This is a genomic window from Actinomadura sp. B10D3 (genome assembly GCF_039871695.1).
Taxonomy (GTDB): domain Bacteria; phylum Actinomycetota; class Actinomycetes; order Streptosporangiales; family Streptosporangiaceae; genus Spirillospora; species Spirillospora madurae.
Window position 1 is genome coordinate 436,822 of the sequence record NZ_JBDPLY010000002.1, and the last position, 14,859, is coordinate 451,680.

Annotated in this window: 13 protein-coding genes; 4 read left to right on the forward strand and 9 right to left on the reverse strand. The window is 72.0% G+C overall.

What is annotated here, in order from left to right:
* Nucleotides 1-53: 53 nt before the first annotated feature.
* The 3 genes from ABGB11_RS05320 to ABGB11_RS05330 all read right to left on the reverse strand — a co-directional run bounded on the left by ABGB11_RS05320 (nucleotide 54) and on the right by ABGB11_RS05330 (nucleotide 3,978).
* Nucleotides 54-1,853, reverse strand: coding sequence for a fatty acyl-AMP ligase (locus ABGB11_RS05320; RefSeq protein WP_347629345.1), 1,800 nt, complete (start codon nucleotides 1,851-1,853; stop codon nucleotides 54-56).
* Between the two features lie 265 nt (nucleotides 1,854-2,118).
* Nucleotides 2,119-2,367 carry a zf-TFIIB domain-containing protein gene (locus tag ABGB11_RS05325; RefSeq protein WP_347629347.1) on the reverse strand — a complete coding sequence of 83 codons (249 nt, stop codon included), beginning with the start codon at nucleotides 2,365-2,367 and terminating at the stop codon, nucleotides 2,119-2,121.
* 156 nt (nucleotides 2,368-2,523) lie between these two features.
* Entirely contained in the window at nucleotides 2,524-3,978 is a 1,455-nt protein-coding gene (locus ABGB11_RS05330; protein WP_347629349.1) for a hypothetical protein, read from the reverse strand.
* Nucleotides 3,979-4,226: 248 nt separating this feature from the next.
* Between ABGB11_RS05330 and ABGB11_RS05335 the strand changes: the two genes are divergently transcribed.
* On the forward strand, nucleotides 4,227-4,973 hold the full coding sequence (locus tag ABGB11_RS05335; RefSeq protein ID WP_347629351.1) for an IclR family transcriptional regulator: 747 nt from the start codon (nucleotides 4,227-4,229) through the stop codon (nucleotides 4,971-4,973).
* 9 nt (nucleotides 4,974-4,982) lie between these two features.
* Here ABGB11_RS05335 and ABGB11_RS05340 read toward each other — a convergent pair whose 3' ends face one another.
* Complete coding sequence (locus ABGB11_RS05340; protein ID WP_347629353.1) at nucleotides 4,983-5,345, reverse strand: YkvA family protein; 363 nt, start codon at nucleotides 5,343-5,345, stop codon at nucleotides 4,983-4,985.
* 342 nt (nucleotides 5,346-5,687) lie between these two features.
* On the opposite strand from ABGB11_RS05340, the gene ABGB11_RS05345 reads away from it, so the two are divergent.
* Nucleotides 5,688-6,761, forward strand: coding sequence for a hypothetical protein (locus tag ABGB11_RS05345; protein ID WP_347629355.1), 1,074 nt, complete (start codon nucleotides 5,688-5,690; stop codon nucleotides 6,759-6,761).
* A 65-nt stretch (nucleotides 6,762-6,826) separates the two neighbouring features.
* Here ABGB11_RS05345 and ABGB11_RS05350 read toward each other — a convergent pair whose 3' ends face one another.
* From ABGB11_RS05350 to ABGB11_RS05370, 5 genes are all read right to left on the reverse strand, one after another.
* On the reverse strand, nucleotides 6,827-7,453 hold the full coding sequence (locus ABGB11_RS05350) for a septal ring lytic transglycosylase RlpA family protein (protein WP_347629357.1): 627 nt from the start codon (nucleotides 7,451-7,453) through the stop codon (nucleotides 6,827-6,829).
* A 528-nt stretch (nucleotides 7,454-7,981) separates the two neighbouring features.
* Nucleotides 7,982-8,590, reverse strand: a complete 609-nt coding sequence (locus ABGB11_RS05355) for a hypothetical protein (protein WP_347629359.1) — start codon at nucleotides 8,588-8,590, stop codon at nucleotides 7,982-7,984.
* 280 nt (nucleotides 8,591-8,870) lie between these two features.
* Entirely contained in the window at nucleotides 8,871-9,977 is a 1,107-nt protein-coding gene (locus ABGB11_RS05360; protein WP_347629361.1) for a ferritin-like domain-containing protein, read from the reverse strand.
* A gap of 175 nt (nucleotides 9,978-10,152) precedes the next feature.
* Entirely contained in the window at nucleotides 10,153-10,761 is a 609-nt protein-coding gene (locus tag ABGB11_RS05365) for a hypothetical protein (protein WP_347629363.1), read from the reverse strand.
* 115 nt (nucleotides 10,762-10,876) lie between these two features.
* Nucleotides 10,877-11,500: a TetR/AcrR family transcriptional regulator gene (locus tag ABGB11_RS05370; protein WP_347629365.1), complete on the reverse strand. Its 624-nt coding sequence runs from the start codon at nucleotides 11,498-11,500 to the stop codon at nucleotides 10,877-10,879.
* 153 nt (nucleotides 11,501-11,653) lie between these two features.
* Here ABGB11_RS05370 and ABGB11_RS05375 point away from each other — a divergent pair, with 153 nt between their 5' ends.
* Both ABGB11_RS05375 and ABGB11_RS05380 read left to right on the forward strand, forming a co-directional pair.
* The gene (locus ABGB11_RS05375) at nucleotides 11,654-12,961 is read left to right on the forward strand and encodes a GH1 family beta-glucosidase (RefSeq protein WP_347629367.1); all 1,308 of its coding nucleotides are present in this window, start codon (nucleotides 11,654-11,656) and stop codon (nucleotides 12,959-12,961) included.
* Between the two features lie 65 nt (nucleotides 12,962-13,026).
* Complete coding sequence (locus ABGB11_RS05380) at nucleotides 13,027-14,775, forward strand: peptidylprolyl isomerase (protein ID WP_347629369.1); 1,749 nt, start codon at nucleotides 13,027-13,029, stop codon at nucleotides 14,773-14,775.
* Nucleotides 14,776-14,859 lie beyond the last annotated feature (84 nt).

Sequence of the window (14,859 nt, forward strand, 5' to 3'; positions counted from 1 at the left end):
TTCGCCACGACCGCCGCGGAGCGCCCTTGCTCCCCGGGGCCGGTCACGAGTGGTCACCTGCGTGCGGCGAGGCGGGCGGCCGTGGTCGGCAGCGCGCCGTCCAGATAGCGCCGCCGCGTCGCCGCACGCGCGATTTTCCCGCTGGACGTACGCGACACGCCACCCGGTTCGATCAACACGAAGTCGTGGACGCTCATCTCGTGCTCGATGGTGATGGCGCCCCGCACGGCCGACTCCACCTCGTCCACGTCCAGGCGCCCGAGAGGAACGCGGCGGTTGCGCTCCGCGACGACGACGAGCCGCTCGGTCTCCTCGCCGGTGAGGGCGAAGGCGGCGACGTGGTCGGGGCGGATCGCCGGGTGGGCCTCCTGCGCGGTGACCTCGATGTCCTGCGGGTAGTGGTTGCGGCCGTCCACGATGATGAGGTCCTTGATGCGGCCCGTGACGTACAGCTCGCCCTCGTGGACGACGCCGTAGTCGCCGGTCTTCATCCAGGGACCGGAGGGCAGATCACCGGGCTCGGCCAGTACGCCGCCGAACGTCTCCTGGCTCCGCTCGGAGTTGCGCCAGTAGCCGGGCGCGGTGTTGGGGCCGTGCACCCAGATCTCGCCGACCCTGCCGTCCGGCTGCTCGACGCGCGTCTCGGGGTCGACGATCGCGACGATCTGGCCGGACGGGTGCCCGCACGACACCAGCGCGCTGGTCCCCTCGTCCCCGTCGCCGTCGCGGAGCCGCAGCTCGCCCTGGGTGAGCGCGTCCCGGTCCGCGGAGATCACCTTCGGCGGGGCGTCCTCGGCCGCCGCGGTGACGAACACGGTCGCCTCGGCCAGCCCGTAGCCCGGCGCCTGCGCGCCCGGACGCAGGCCCGCCGGCGCGAGCGCCTCGGCGAACGTCGACAGCGTCGAGGTGCGGATCGGCTCCGCGCCGTTCAGGCACGTCGTCAGCCCGGACAGGTCCAGGCCGGCGATCTTCTCCGGCGAGGCCATCGACGCGACGTACTCGTAGGCGAAGTTGGGCCCCGCGGTGTAGACGTTCTTGCCGGGACGCGACGCGATCAGCTGCAGCCACCGCATCGGGTTCATGATGAACGACACGGGGTCGGTGTAGATGGCGTGGTCGCCGCGCACCAGCGGCAGCGCCATCGTGGCGATCAGCCCCATGTCGTGGAACAGCGGGAGCCAGCTCACCAGCTCGGGGTTCGGCCGGTCGGGCGCCCAGCCGGCCCAGAGCTGCGCGGCGTTCGCCGTCACGTTCCCGTGGGTGATCTCCACGCCGGCGGGGCGGCGCGTGGACCCCGACGTGTACTGGAGGTAGGCGAGGTCGTCGAACGCGACGGGCTCGTCCTCCCACTGCCCGGCCAGGGCGAGGTCGATCTCCTCGGCGAACACGATCTCCTTGGGCCGCGGGACGTCGTGGTCGGCGAGGAACTTCTCCACGTGCGGCAGCGCGTTCCGCGTCGTGACGATCACCGCGGGCTCGGCGTCGGTGTAGGCGCCGATCAGCCGGTCGGCGTGCCCCGGCAGGTCGGGAGAGAACAGCGGCACCGCGATGACGTGCGCGTACATGGCGCCGAGCATGGTCATCATGTAGTCGAGCGTCTGCGGGAGCAGCAGCGCGGCGCGCTCGCCGGGCCCGGTGACCCGGCGCAGCGTCACGGCCGTGGCGCGCGCGTGCCGGTCGGTCTCGGCCCAGCTCAGCGTGGTGTGCGCGCCGGAGGGGTCCGCCGAGTAGTCGACGAAGGTGTAGGCCGGGGCGTCCGGCTTCTCCCTCGCCCACCGCGCGATCCGTTCGATCAGCGGGGTGCGGCCGGAGCCGCCGGGCAGGAGGTCGGGAAGCAGCGAGCCCAATGCCATTGATCATCTCCCGAGGAGGGGGCCGGGGGGCCGTGTGCGGTGCCGTGCGGGGTCGGGCGCCGCAGGCGGGCGTGCGCCGCGCCTGCCGGACGCCCCTCCTTGGACGCCCCCGGCGACCGGCGATGATCGTCAAGCTACCGGATGGTAGCCAGTGCGCGATATTAGCTCGCGGTCACATTCGCCGAACCGCGGTTTGTCACCGCCGTGACAAGAGGAAATCGCCCTTTACACGGGGGCGTATGAGCGGTCACGGACCGTGCGGGAATCACTCTTCCGCGGCGAAGATCCGCTGCACGATGCCCCTGCGGTGCCGCCCCTGGTACGTCGTCTCCGGGTTGACGTCGTCCGGGAGTTCGGCGAGGTAGCGGCTCTCGGCGTCGATGAGCTGCTCCAGTTCGCCGCGGTCGAGGAAGACGCCCTTGCATCCCGGGCATTCCTCGATGACGACCCCGTGGCGTTCATGGGTGTCGAGCGTGGATTCGCACTTCGGGCACTGCAGTGTCGCCTCTGACATACCGGATCCCCTGTCCGTCACGGCAGTGTTTACTGACTGGCGGTCAGCATACTGACGCCGGGCCGCATTTGGGGTGTTAGCGGCATGGTCATCACGGATTCGGGCGCGCAGTTCCGATGCGCCCCCGTTCGCGTCGTGTGCGTTCTCCCGGCGGCGTCACACCGGCCCGTCGTCCGCGGACCCGGACATCGCGCGGCTCAGCCTGATCCGCCGCCTCCAGAGGGCGATGCACGCGGCACCCCACAACAACCCGATCTCGGCCACGAGCGATGCGCCGACGACGACGGCCCAGTCCGTGTCGTCGCCCTCCTCCGCCCCGACGGGCGCCATCAGCGTCATCCGGGTCCTGCCGGCGGCCACACTGGGGTCCGCCGGCGGGCTCATCTGCGGGAGGACGCTCGTGTCCGGCGGCGGCACAGGCGGCACCACCGATCCGGGTTCCGGCGGCACCGCGGCGCCGGCCTCCGGCTCTTCCGCGGCCTCCGGGTCCGGCACGTCCGGAACGCCCGCCTCGACGTCCACGGGACCCTCGTCCGGGCAGTTCGCGCCCTGGCAGACGGGCACGGAGGCGGACGCTCCCGGCGCCCCCGGCACGACCGGCAGATCGCCCGCATTCGTCTGACCGCCCGCGGGCCGGGACGGGTGCTCCCCGTCACCCGCGCCCGAGTGCACTCGCGGCGTCTCGTGCGGTGTCTTGTGCGGGCTCACCGTGCCGCCGGACGGCCGAGCGGTCTCAGGTGCCCTGGGACCGGACACGCGCGGCCGGCTCGTGGTCGCGCCACTCCCGCGGGGCAGCGCGCCCGCCTTGGGTGTCGTCTTGTGCGGTCTGGGGGCGGTCGTGCTCGGCTTGCCGCTGGACGGACGGCCTGTGGCCTTGCCGCCTCCCTTGGGATGCGCCTTCGGTCCCTTGGGCGGTGCCTTGTGCGGTGCCTTGTGCGGTGCCTTGTGCGGGGTCGGCTTGCCGCCGGACGGGTGAGTGCTCTTGTGCGGCCGGGGACTGGACGCGGTCGGTCTGCCAGCAGGCGGCTTGGTCTTCGTGCAGGGCCTTGCGCCCGTCTTCGCCTTCCCGCTCGCGCAGTGCTCGGGCTTGGCGCGCGGGCTCGGCCTGCCGCCGGACGCGGGACACCGCTTCTTGCCCGCGCAGGGCTTGGGCCTGGTCTTCGGCGAGGCCTTCGCGGGCGGGCTCGGAGCGGCGCCGGAGAAGTCGAACATCGCGAGGGCGGACCGGCGGGACGCGTTGGAGGCGTCCGCCAGCGCGAGGATGCTCAGAGGCTTCGCGGACGGCCCGGAGACCCTGGACGCTGGAATACGGACGGTGCCCTTGCGCTCCTGCGGCTTCGCCCCCACGTCGCCCAACTCGCAGCGCAGCTCGTGGCCGGAATCGGCTTTCGAGCAGGTCGGCGAGTGGCTCGTCCAGACGAGGGGGCGCTCGGCCGCGAGGCGGACGGCGGCGTGGCGCGCGACGCCTCCGCGAGCGCTGACCCGCACCGTGTAGGTGAGCGTGTATCCCCGGCCGTGCGCCGCGTCGCCGGTGGCCGTGATGTCCATGAGCAGCTTGACGCCCGATGGTCGCCCGCTCGGCACGGCCGCGGCGGCCGGGCTCGCCAGCATCAGTGGAACGGCCAGCGCCCCGCTCGCCGCGACGGCGCCATAGCGTGGTCTCCCGCGCCCCTCTCGCACTCGATCCCCCAAACGGTCTCTACGGCTGCCGGGGGGCGGCGACGTGGCGCCGGGCACAGACAGTTATTGCCAGATCATCCACGGGAGTAACGTGCATCACTCTGGCGACCCACCCTCTTTCGTACAGCGGAATCGGTTCTCCGTAGAATCGGGGGGTCGCGACGGGGAGGAGACACGGGGTGGCGGAGGCCGTTCGGTCGCTGGAGCGCGCGTTCGATCTGCTGGAGCATCTGGCGGACGCCGGGGGCGAGATGGCGCTGTCGGAGCTCACGGAGGTCTCCGGCCTGCCGATGCCGACGATCTACCGGCTGATGCGGACCCTGGTGAACCAGGGCTACGTGCGCCAGGAGCCGTCCAAGCGCTACGCCCTGGGGCCGCGGCTCATCCGGCTCGGCGAGGGCGCGAGCCGCCTGCTGGGGACGTGGGCGCGCCCGGTGCTGGCAGGGCTGGTGGACGCGATCGGGGAGACGGCCAACATGGCCGTCCTGGAGGGCGACGAGGCCGTGTACGTCGCGCAGGTGCCGTCCAAGCACTCGATGCGGATGTTCACCGAGGTGGGACGGCGCGTCCAGCCGCATTGCACCGGCGTGGGGAAGGCGCTCCTGTCGCAGCTCCCCGACCGGCGCGTGCGGGAGATCCTCGCCCGGACGGGCATGTCCGCGCACACTCCCCACACCTTCACCGACCCGGACGCGCTCCTGGCGGAGCTGGAACGGATCCGCCGGCAGGGCTACGCCCTGGACGACGAGGAGCAGGAGATCGGCGTGCGCTGCGTCGCGGTGCCGCTGCGAGGTGCGCCGACGCTGACGGCCATCTCGGTGTCGGGGCCGTCCGGGCGCATGACGCGGGAGACCGTCCCGGACGTCGTCCCCATCATGCGCGACGCCGCCGACCGGTTCGCGAAGGAACTCGGGCCGACGGCGTAGGCGGTTCGGTCAGTCGACGGGTTCGCCGACGATCACCGTGGGGCGCCCGCTGCGCTCCCACGTGACGAAGTCGCCCGCGGACCGGACGAGCACGGTGGCCAGCCACAGGGCCAGCCCGGTGTCGTCCACGATGCCCGCGACGGGGATCACGTCGGGGACGGCGTCGATCGGGGAGATGATGTACACGAGACCCAGGGCGAGCAGCCCGAGCGTCCCGAAGGACATGCCCTTGTACTTCCCGCTCAGGACGGACTTCATCATCCTCGGGACGGCGCGGACGCGCTCCCAGAACCCGGGGGCCTCGGGCTCCAGTGTCTCGCGGTAGATCTGCCAGGCCTGCCCGGCGGCGGCCGCACTGCGCTTCCTGTCCACCAGCACTCCTCATCCAGATGTTCGTGAGGGCGCGCCCCCGCGGCGCCCACGTATGACTAGGACGCGAGGGGTGCCCTATTTGTTCCCCTCGACCGACCGTGAGGCGGGTGTCACAGCCGGACCGCTCCGGGCGGCGCCGGAATGATCGCCGTGAACGCCTCCCGGACACGCCGGGGAGACGTCACCGGAAGTGAGTTCTTCGTCACTCTGATGGGCGACGTGCGGCGATTCACGGTGTGTTGCCCGGCGTCTACTGAAAGCATGGGGCGACGCTGGGAGGAGCGCCGCCTCCCGCCGGCACGACCGGCATGGCCGTCGAGCATGGGGAGCTGACGTACCGAGATGACCGGCGAGGATACGAACCGCCCTGTCCATGGAACCGCGTCGGGGGACGCCTACGTCGCGCTGCCGCCGACCGCGGTCGACGCGGTCATGTCCGGCCCGACCCGGCTGGTCGTGGCCTGGCCCGGGTTCGACCCGCCCCGCACGGCGGCGGCGCTGGCGGCGGCGATCCCGATGACGGGCGTGCCGGTGTGGCGCGTCTACCTCGACCTGCCGGGACGCTCGCCCGGCGGGCTCGGGTCGGGCGCGATCCTGGAGAGCGAGAGCATCGAGGCCTACGGCGCGGCCGTGCGGAACGCCGCCGAGCGGCTGCCCGCCGCGCTCGACGAGATCCGCGGCGACCTCGGCCTGCCGGACGGGCCCGTCGCGCTCGCCGGCTTCAGCGCGGGCGCAGCCGCCGCGCTGCTGGCCGTGGCGCGCGGGGCCGTCCCGGTCAGCGCCGCCGCGCTCGTGGCGCCCGTCGTGGCGCCGTCGCGGGCCGCGCGGGCGGTGGAGAAGCGGTCCGGCCGCGACCGCGCCTGGTCCGACCGCGCCGCCGCGCTCGCCGACGAGCTCGACCTCGGCTCGCTCGCCGCCGGCATCGCCGGCCGGGACGTCCCGACGCTGCTCATCAGCGGCGGGAAGGACCGCGTCGTCCCCCCGCGCGAGATCACCGCGCTCCGCGACGAGCTGCGCCGGCACGGCGCCTCGGCGGTGGAGGCCGCCACGTTCCGGATGGGGCACGCGCTGGCCGCCGAACCCGGCACCGAGGCCCGCCCGCCGATCACCGAGGCCGTCCGGGTGGACGGCGTCCTGACCGACTGGTTCCGCGACCACCTCGCCCGCGGCCCGGCCTCGCCGTCCGCGACCCTGGAGGACGTCCCGCAGGTGCACGTCCCGCAGGTGCACGTCCCGCAGGCGGAGGCACGGCAGGTGGACGTCCCGCAGGCGGACGTCCCGCAGGTGGAGGCATCGCGGGAGGTCGTCGCGCTGGGCGACACGCAGCCCGTCGACCCGCGGCACGGATCCTGGGCACCCGGCGGGCAGGACGCCGCCGAGGCGCGGACCGGAGCGGGCGTGGGGCACGGGTCCTGACCGCCCGGCGGGCACCGTGAAGCGCCCGCCGGGCGGGTGCGGGGCATGCGGGGTGTGCGCGGGGATCAGCCGCGGGACAGGACCTCGTACCGGACGGGGATGACGCCCGCGCCCGTGCCGCCGACCTTCTTCATGGCGGCCCTGGACAGGTCCAGGCAGCGTCCGCCCGCGTACGGGCCGCGGTCGTTGATGCGGACGATGACCGACCTGCCGTTGTTCTTGTTCGTCACGCGGACCTTCGAGCCCATCGGCAGCGTCTTGTGCGCGGCCGTCAGGGCGTTCGGGTCGAAGCGCTCGCCGCTTGCGGTCATCTGCCCCTCCCAGTAGTAGGAGGCTTCGCAGGACCCTGAGCCGACGACCTTGTACTTCTTCTTCTTTTTCTTCTTGGGCTTGGCCACCTGGGCGGCCTGGCTGTCGGGCTTCGGCGGCTCCGTCTCGGGAGTCTTCGTCGGGGACGGCTCCGGCGACCGGGTCCCGCCCCGGCTCGCCCGGGTCGGCTCTTCGTGCGGCCGGTCGGCCAGCGGATCATCGGTGGCCCGGGGCGCGGACCGCGCCGCACCGGCGGAACCCGCCCCGCCGCCGGTGTCCGCCAGGGCGAAGGCGCCCACGGCCAGGACGGCGACGGCGGCGCCGGAGACGATCAGGATGGTGCGTAGGCGTGCTCGAAGAAGACGCCTGACAGGGCTGCCCACAGAGGAGTCCTTCGGTCGGGAACAGGACCCCGGACGCCCGGCGTTCACACCGCCGTTCTCGCGGCGTGGTCAGGCGACCTCGATCGTCCCCGAATCCCCCGCCGCCCGCGGGCTCCATGGCCCGCCGCGCCGATCTCTCTCAGGCGCGTCCGCTCCCTCGCGGTCAAGCGTCCGGTGAGTGCGGCCGGAAAGGCATCTTCATTTTTGATCTCTCAAGTGCCGCACAAGTCCTTGACCGTACGGTGTGTCCCGCGTGAATCAAGCCGTAGGGCCCTGATTTGTGGGCTTTGTCACCTCAGTCTTGACCAGGTGAAGCTGATCAACTTCGCACGGTGACCGGGATTGAAGATCGACTTTACTCGCCATAGACCACGAGATCTCGGGCATATAACAATCGCTTGCATGCTAACGGAACGGGGCGTTCCGGCGGAATGTCGCTTCCGCCGGAACGCCCCGTCAGGAGGTTCGTGATGCCGTGATGTCGTGCTGTCGTGGCGCGGTGCCGCCGCGGTGCCGCGGTGCGGTGGGTCAGCCGAGGCCGGCCGGGTTCGCCAGGTCGAGCACGGACGCTTCGGGCATGGACAGGGGGCCGTCCGCCAGCCGGGAGACCGAGCGCTCCTTCGCGGTCAGGACGTCGACCACCTTGCCGGCGCCGCCCTTGGAACCGACGAGCCCGCCGGCCTTGCCCACGGTCTTGCCCGCCGTGTTCACGGCGCCCCCGGGGAGCTCGCCGCCCGGGTGCCCCGCGTGCCGGCCGGTCTTGCGGAGGACCTTCTGCCCGGCCACTCCCCCGAGGCCGAGCATCGACGGGACGTCCGGCAGACCGGACGACAGCCCCGGTACCGGCAGGCTCAGCGGCGTCTGGGCGCTGCGTCCGTGCGGGAGGGGAGCCGCGACCGGCGCCGCGCGGAGGATCCCGTCGACCGCGCCGGTGCCCGTCTCGGCGACCTGGCCCGCCCGGTTGACGGCGGGGGCGGGGAGCGTCCCGGTGACGGGGGCGGCCCCGGTCGCGGTGTCGTAGAGGAGCGTCGTGGCCGGGCCCTTGGCGGCGTTCGCCGGGGCGGCCGCCACGGCGAACGCCGCGACGACGGGAGCGAGGGCGCAGGCGCTCAGCATTTTGATGGTGGACCGGTTCATTTCTTCTCCCCGAGGGATGTGGGATTGACCCTGCACGTATGGTGCGCGCCCGCGCGATATGCGATGACCGGCGCGCCGTCGAGCGGGGACGCTAGTACACGCCGATGTCGCACGCGGTGATTTCGGGGATGAATTGACCGGCCGGAACAAAGATCTACGCGAAGGGGAAGGAAAGTCCGGAGACGCCGAATGGCATTAAGATAGGACAAAGCATAAAGCGGGGGCGCCCCGTGGGACGCCCCCGCCGACGACCCGGTTCCGGGTCGCTCCGCGCTTCCGGCTACTCGGCGGCGCCGAGTCCGATGGCCTGGTCGACCTCGTCCTTGCGGGCCGCGAGCTCGGCCGCGTACCGTTCCTCGTCGACCTTCTCCGCGATCTCCTCGTCCTGCTTCATCAGCGCTTCGAGATCGGCCTTGGCGTTGTCGAGGACACCCATGTCCTGGTATGCGGCCTGCACCTTGTCGCCCCACAGGCCGACGTCCCGGACGCAGGGCACGATCCGGCTGAACAGCAGCGACTGGTAGAGGGTGTACATGTCGGAGTTGTCGACGAATTCCATGCACCGGTCCACCGGCATGTCGAGCTGCTCGAAGATCTCGCGGCCCTTGAAACGGTCGCGCATCAGATAGCAGCCCTCGACGACGAACTCCTCGCGCTCCGCCCGCTCCTTCTCGGTCAGCTCGGCGTAGTAGTCCTTGAGCGCGAGCCGCCCGAACGCCACGTGCCGCGCCTCGTCCTGCATGACGTACGCGAGCAGCTGCTTGACCAGCGGGTTCGTCGACATGTCGCGGTAGAGCCCGAACGCGGCGAGCGCGAGACCCTCGATGAGCACCTGCATGCCGAGGTAGGGCAGGTCCCAGCGGCTGTCCTCCAGCGACTCGGCGAGCAGCTTCGCGAGGTCCTGGTTGATCGGGTAGTACATGCCGATCTTCTCGTGCACGAACCTCGTGTACAGCTCGACGTGCCGCGCCTCGTCCATGGTCTGCGTGGCGGCGTAGAACTTCGAGTCCAGGTCGGGGACGGACTGGACGATGCGCGCCGACACGTTCAGCGCGCCCTGCTCGCCGTGCAGGAACTGGCTGAACAGCCACGAGCCCTGGTGGCGGCCGAACTCGTCCCGCTCCTTCTGCGACATCTTCTCCCAGATGTCGGACCCGAACAGCGGGTTGAAGTTCTCGGGCAGCCCGGCGACGTTGACCGGATCGACCTCAAGGTCCCAGTCGATGCGCTTCTGCGCGTCCCACTGCTTGTCCTTGCCCTTCTGGTACAGGTTCAGCAGCCGGTCGCGGCCCTCGTCGTACTCCCAGGTGAAGCGGGCGTCGCCCGCCATCGGTACGTTCCACGTCTCGGTCGGCACCGGCGTGGTGTAGAGGTCGTAGGAACTCACGGGGGATCCTCCTCCGGGCAGGACGCCGCGCGATCGCGACGCGGGTGTGCTCCGCCCACGGCTTTACATACCTTCGTAACATGTAAAGCGCGCGGAGGCCAGGGAGTCACGGGAACCGGCACCGCTCGGCCTGACCGGAGGGGCTTCGACGCGACGCGCGTCAGCACGACGCGCGTCAGCGCGACTGGAGCGCGTCCAGGCCGACCGCCTGCGCGATGACCAGGCGGCGGTCGAGCCGCGGGTCGTTGATCTCGACCACGTAGCGGTCGCGGAACCCGAACTTCTTGTCGACGGAGAAGACCACCTGGTCACCGGCGTAGAAGTCGAAGTGGTACGGCCAGGCGAACGGCAGGCTCTCCACGTACGGGATGATCTGCCAGACGCGCCGCAGCACCGCGACGAACTTGTTGCGCTCGCTGCCCGTCGTCACGCCGAGGCCGGGCTGCTCCAGATGCCAGGTCGAGGCGAGCAGCGACTTCTTGAAGTCCTTGCGGAAGACGCCGATCGGCTGCCCGTGCGCGTCGGTGACGTCGTACGCCGACGCCAGGTCGATGCGCTTGCGCGCCTTGAACCCGAGGATCGGGCGGGTCTTGGTGTCGTCGGAGTACAGGGTGACCTGTTCCTTGAACGCCAGCCGCTTCTGCTGCGCGAAGGCGAGCAGCTCGCCCTCCTGGCCGCCGCTGCCCTCGGCGTGCACCTCGTACTGGTTCACCATCAGGCGCAGACGTTGCCGGATCAGCAGCTTGCGCTGCGCCTGCAGTCTCTCTTCGTCCAGCGAACTCACCCGTTCTATTGCGTTTTGCCGTGGGAGTCTGCCACAGCGGCGCCGGATCTTGCGGTGTTTGCGCGGGCGCGCCGGGCCGCGGCGGCCCGGGCCCGCCCACCGCCGGGGGCCGCGCTCAGGACTCCTGGATGTGCGCGGCCAGGTACCCGTGGATCAGCCGTTCCGCCTCGGCCACGATCTCGGGGTCGCCGTCCGGGCTGCGGCGGAACGCCATCTTCAGCACGGCGTCGCCGGCCTCGACCGCGATCGCGAGCGCGGTGGCGAGGCCGGGGGTGTCCTGGACGCCGAACGTGTCCACCACCAGCCTGCGGAGCCGGTCGGCGACCACCGCGTTGTTGTCGGCCTCGTCGTCGAGCAGGTTGACGTCCGCGACGTCCCCGAAGCGCAGCACCCGGAAGCCGGGCACGGTCCGGTGCATCTCCACGAAGATCTCGATGATCGCGCCGACCGTGTCGGACCAGTCGCCGAACTCGCCGGCGGCCAGCCGCGCGGCGACCCGGTCGCCGAACTCCTCCAGGTTGCGCAGCGCGAGCGCCTGCGCCACCGCGCGCTTGTCGGGGAAGAACTGGTAGACCGACCCGATCGCCACCTCGGCCCGCTGCGCGATGCGCGTCGTGGTCAGGCCGTCGTAGCCGTCCTCGTCCAGGATGGCCGCGCAGGCGTCGAGCATCCGCTGGACGCGTTCGGCGCTGCGACGCTGGGCGGGACGGCGGCGGAGCGGGGTGCGGATCTCGGTCACGCTGCCATTCTCCCCCGAACGCACCGGTGCCCGGCATGCTCGGCGGGCCGTTCACCACCCGCGGGCCACGGGAGTCTTCCGCGCACACCACCCCCGCACTAATATCCGAAGGCTATTCGCATTTCGCTGGGGCACGCTGGGGAGGGAAACGCGATGGGGCTACCGGAACGCTTCCGCTGGGGCGTCGCCACCGCCGCCTACCAGATCGAGGGCGCGGCAGGTGAGGACGGGCGGGGACCGTCCACCTGGGACGTCTTCTCCCACACCCCCGGACGCGTCCGGGACGGCCACACCGGCGACGTCGCCTGCGACCACTACCACCGCTGGCCCGAGGACATCGCGCTGATGGCGGGCCTCGGCGTCGACGCGTACCGGTTCTCGATCGCGTGGCCCCGCGTGCAGCCCGCCGGGAGGGGACCGGTGAACGCGAAGGGCCTCGACTTCTACGACCGCCTGGTGGACGGCCTGCTCGCCGCCGGCATCTCGCCCGTCGCCACCCTCTACCACTGGGACCTCCCGCAGCCGCTCGAAGACGCAGGCGGCTGGATGGAACGCGACACCGCCTACCGGTTCGCCGAATTCTCCTACCTGGCCGCGACGCGGCTCGCGGACCGCGTGGACATGTGGATAACTCTGAACGAGCCCGTGGTCGTCACGGCCTACGGGTATGCGTTCGGCGTCTACGCGCCGGGCAGGACGCTCATGCTGGACGCGCTCCCCACCGCGCACTACCAGCTCCTCGGCCACGGCCTCGCCATCCAGACCCTGCGCAGCCGCGGCGCCCGCAAGATCGGGCTGACCAACCACTACTCCCCGGCCTGGGCGGCGACCCCCGGCGACCAGCCCGCCGCGGACGCCTTCGACGGGTTCATGAACCGGCTGTTCACCGATCCCGTCCTGCTGGGCCGCTACCCGGACCTGATGGCGGACGCGCCGTTCGTGCGTCCCGAGGACATGACGCTCATCTCCGCGCCCATCGACTTCCTGGGCGTGAACTACTACAACCCCACCCGGGTGACGACGCCCGCGGAGGGGCCGCTGCCCTTCGACATCACCGACATCACCGAGTACCCCGTGACCGGGATGGGCTGGCCCATCGTCCCGGACGCGTTCCTGTCGCTGCTCCGCATGCTCGACGCGCGCTACGACCTGCCGCCGCTCTACATCACCGAGAACGGCTGCTCGTTCCCCGACGAGCCCGGCCCGGACGGCGCCGTGGACGACACGTCCCGCATCGAGTTCCTGGACGCCCACATCAACGCCATGCGCACCGCCGTCGACGAGGGCGTCGACATCCGCGGCTACTTCGCGTGGTCGCTCCTGGACAATTTCGAATGGGCGGAGGGCTACCGCCCGCGCTTCGGGCTCGTCCACGTGGACTACGAGACGCAGAGGCGCACGCCGAAGAAGTCCTACGGCTGGTACCGCGACCTCATCGCCTCGTCCAGGAACCGGCTGTGACCGCCGCCTGACCGTCCGGCGAGACGCGGATAGTCTGCCCTTCCGGACCGTCGTGGAGGTGGTGAATGCCGGAGACCCGTCCGCTGCGCGTGACCGATCCCCGCGAGCTCGGCGGATACCGGCTGACGGCCCGCATCGGGGAGGGCGCGCAGGGGGTCGTCTTCCTCGGCGAGTCGGACACGGGGGAGCGGGTCGCGGCGAAGGTCCTGCACGCCGACATCGGACGGGACGAGCGGGCCCGCACCCTCTTCGAGCGTGAACTGGCCGCCGCCCGGCGCGTCGCCCCGTTCTGCACGGCCCGCGTCCTCGCCGCCGAGGCGGACGGCGACATCCCCTACATCGTCAGCGAGTACATCGACGGCCCCTCGCTGCGGGACCGGATCGCGGACGGCGGCCCGGCCTCCCCGGACGAGCTGGTGCGGCTCGCCGTCGGCACCGCCACCGCGCTGGCCGCGATCCACGAGGCGGGTGTCGTGCACCGCGACTTCAAGCCCGCCAACGTGCTGCTCGGGCCGGACGGCCCGAAGGTCATCGACTTCGGCATCGCCCGGCCGCTGGAGGCCACGTCCGCCACCCTGACCGGCGCCGTCGGCACGCCCGCCTACATGGCCCCGGAACAGGTGGCGGGGGCCACCGGCGGGGCGCCCCTGGACATGTTCGCGTGGGGCTGCACGATGGCGTTCGCCGCGAACGGCGCCCCGCCCTTCGGCGGCGCCTCGGTGCCGGTCATCATGCAGCAGGTCCTGTACGGGGAGCCCGACCTCGGCGCCCTGACCGGCGACCTGCGCGCGCTCGTCGCGTCCTGCCTGGCCAAGGACCCGGCGGGACGCCCGACCGCGGTCCAGGTGCTGCGGCGGCTACTGGGCGTCGGCGCGGACGCGAACCTGCTCGCGGAGGGCACCTCGGCCGCCACGCGCCCGGCACCGGACGCCACGGCGCCGGGCACGCCCCCGGCCACGGCGCCGGCCGCCGCCTCGCCATCGTCCGCCCCCGCGCCGCCGTTCGCCGCGCCGCCGTTCGCCGCGCCGGCGTTCCCGCCCGCACCGCCCGCGCCGCCACCGGGCTTCCCGCGGCCGGGCGGCCCGCCGCCGGCCCGGGGCCGCACCGCCCGTCCGCTGCTGATCGCCGGGGCGGCCGCCGCCACCGCCGTGGTCCTGGCCGGCGCGCTCGTCACCGCCGTCCTGCTCATGGACGGGGACGGGGAGAGGGCGAAGGGCGGGATCGGCACCCGGTCGCCGGTGGCGGGATCGGGATCGTCCGGCCCGTGCCGGTACCTTCCGGCGACCACCGCGAAGATCAAGCAGTCCGGGACCCCGCCCGCCACGCCGCCCGCGAAGCGCGCGACCCGCGCCGACGTCCACACCAACCTCGGCACGATCGTGATGGAGTTGGACCCGGCGAAGGCGCCGTGCACGGTCAACTCCCTCGCCCACCTCGCGGGCCGGAAGTTCTACGACGGCTCCCGATGCCACCGGCTCACGACGGACTCGTCTCTCAAGGTCCTCCAGTGCGGCGATCCGAGCGGGTCGGGAACGGGCGGCCCGTCCTACCGGTTCGACGACGAGAGCCTGTCGTCCGCGAAGTACACGCGCGGAACCGTGGCCATGGCCAACTCGGGGCCGGACACCAACGGCAGCCAGTTCTTCATCCTCTACGCGGACACCAGGGCGCTGCCGCCCAGCTACACGGTCTTCGGGCGGGTCACCACCGGCATGGAGGTCATCGACCAGGTGGCCGAGTATGGCGTGAAGGACGGCGGCACGGACGGCGAACCGGAGCGGAAGCTCACCATCACCGAATTCCGCACGACTTAGTCCGGCTTGGTGGAGACATGCTGGTCGATCACTTCCCGCTCCTCGGACTGCGGCTGACGAGGTGAGGGCCGCCGTCCTGCACCT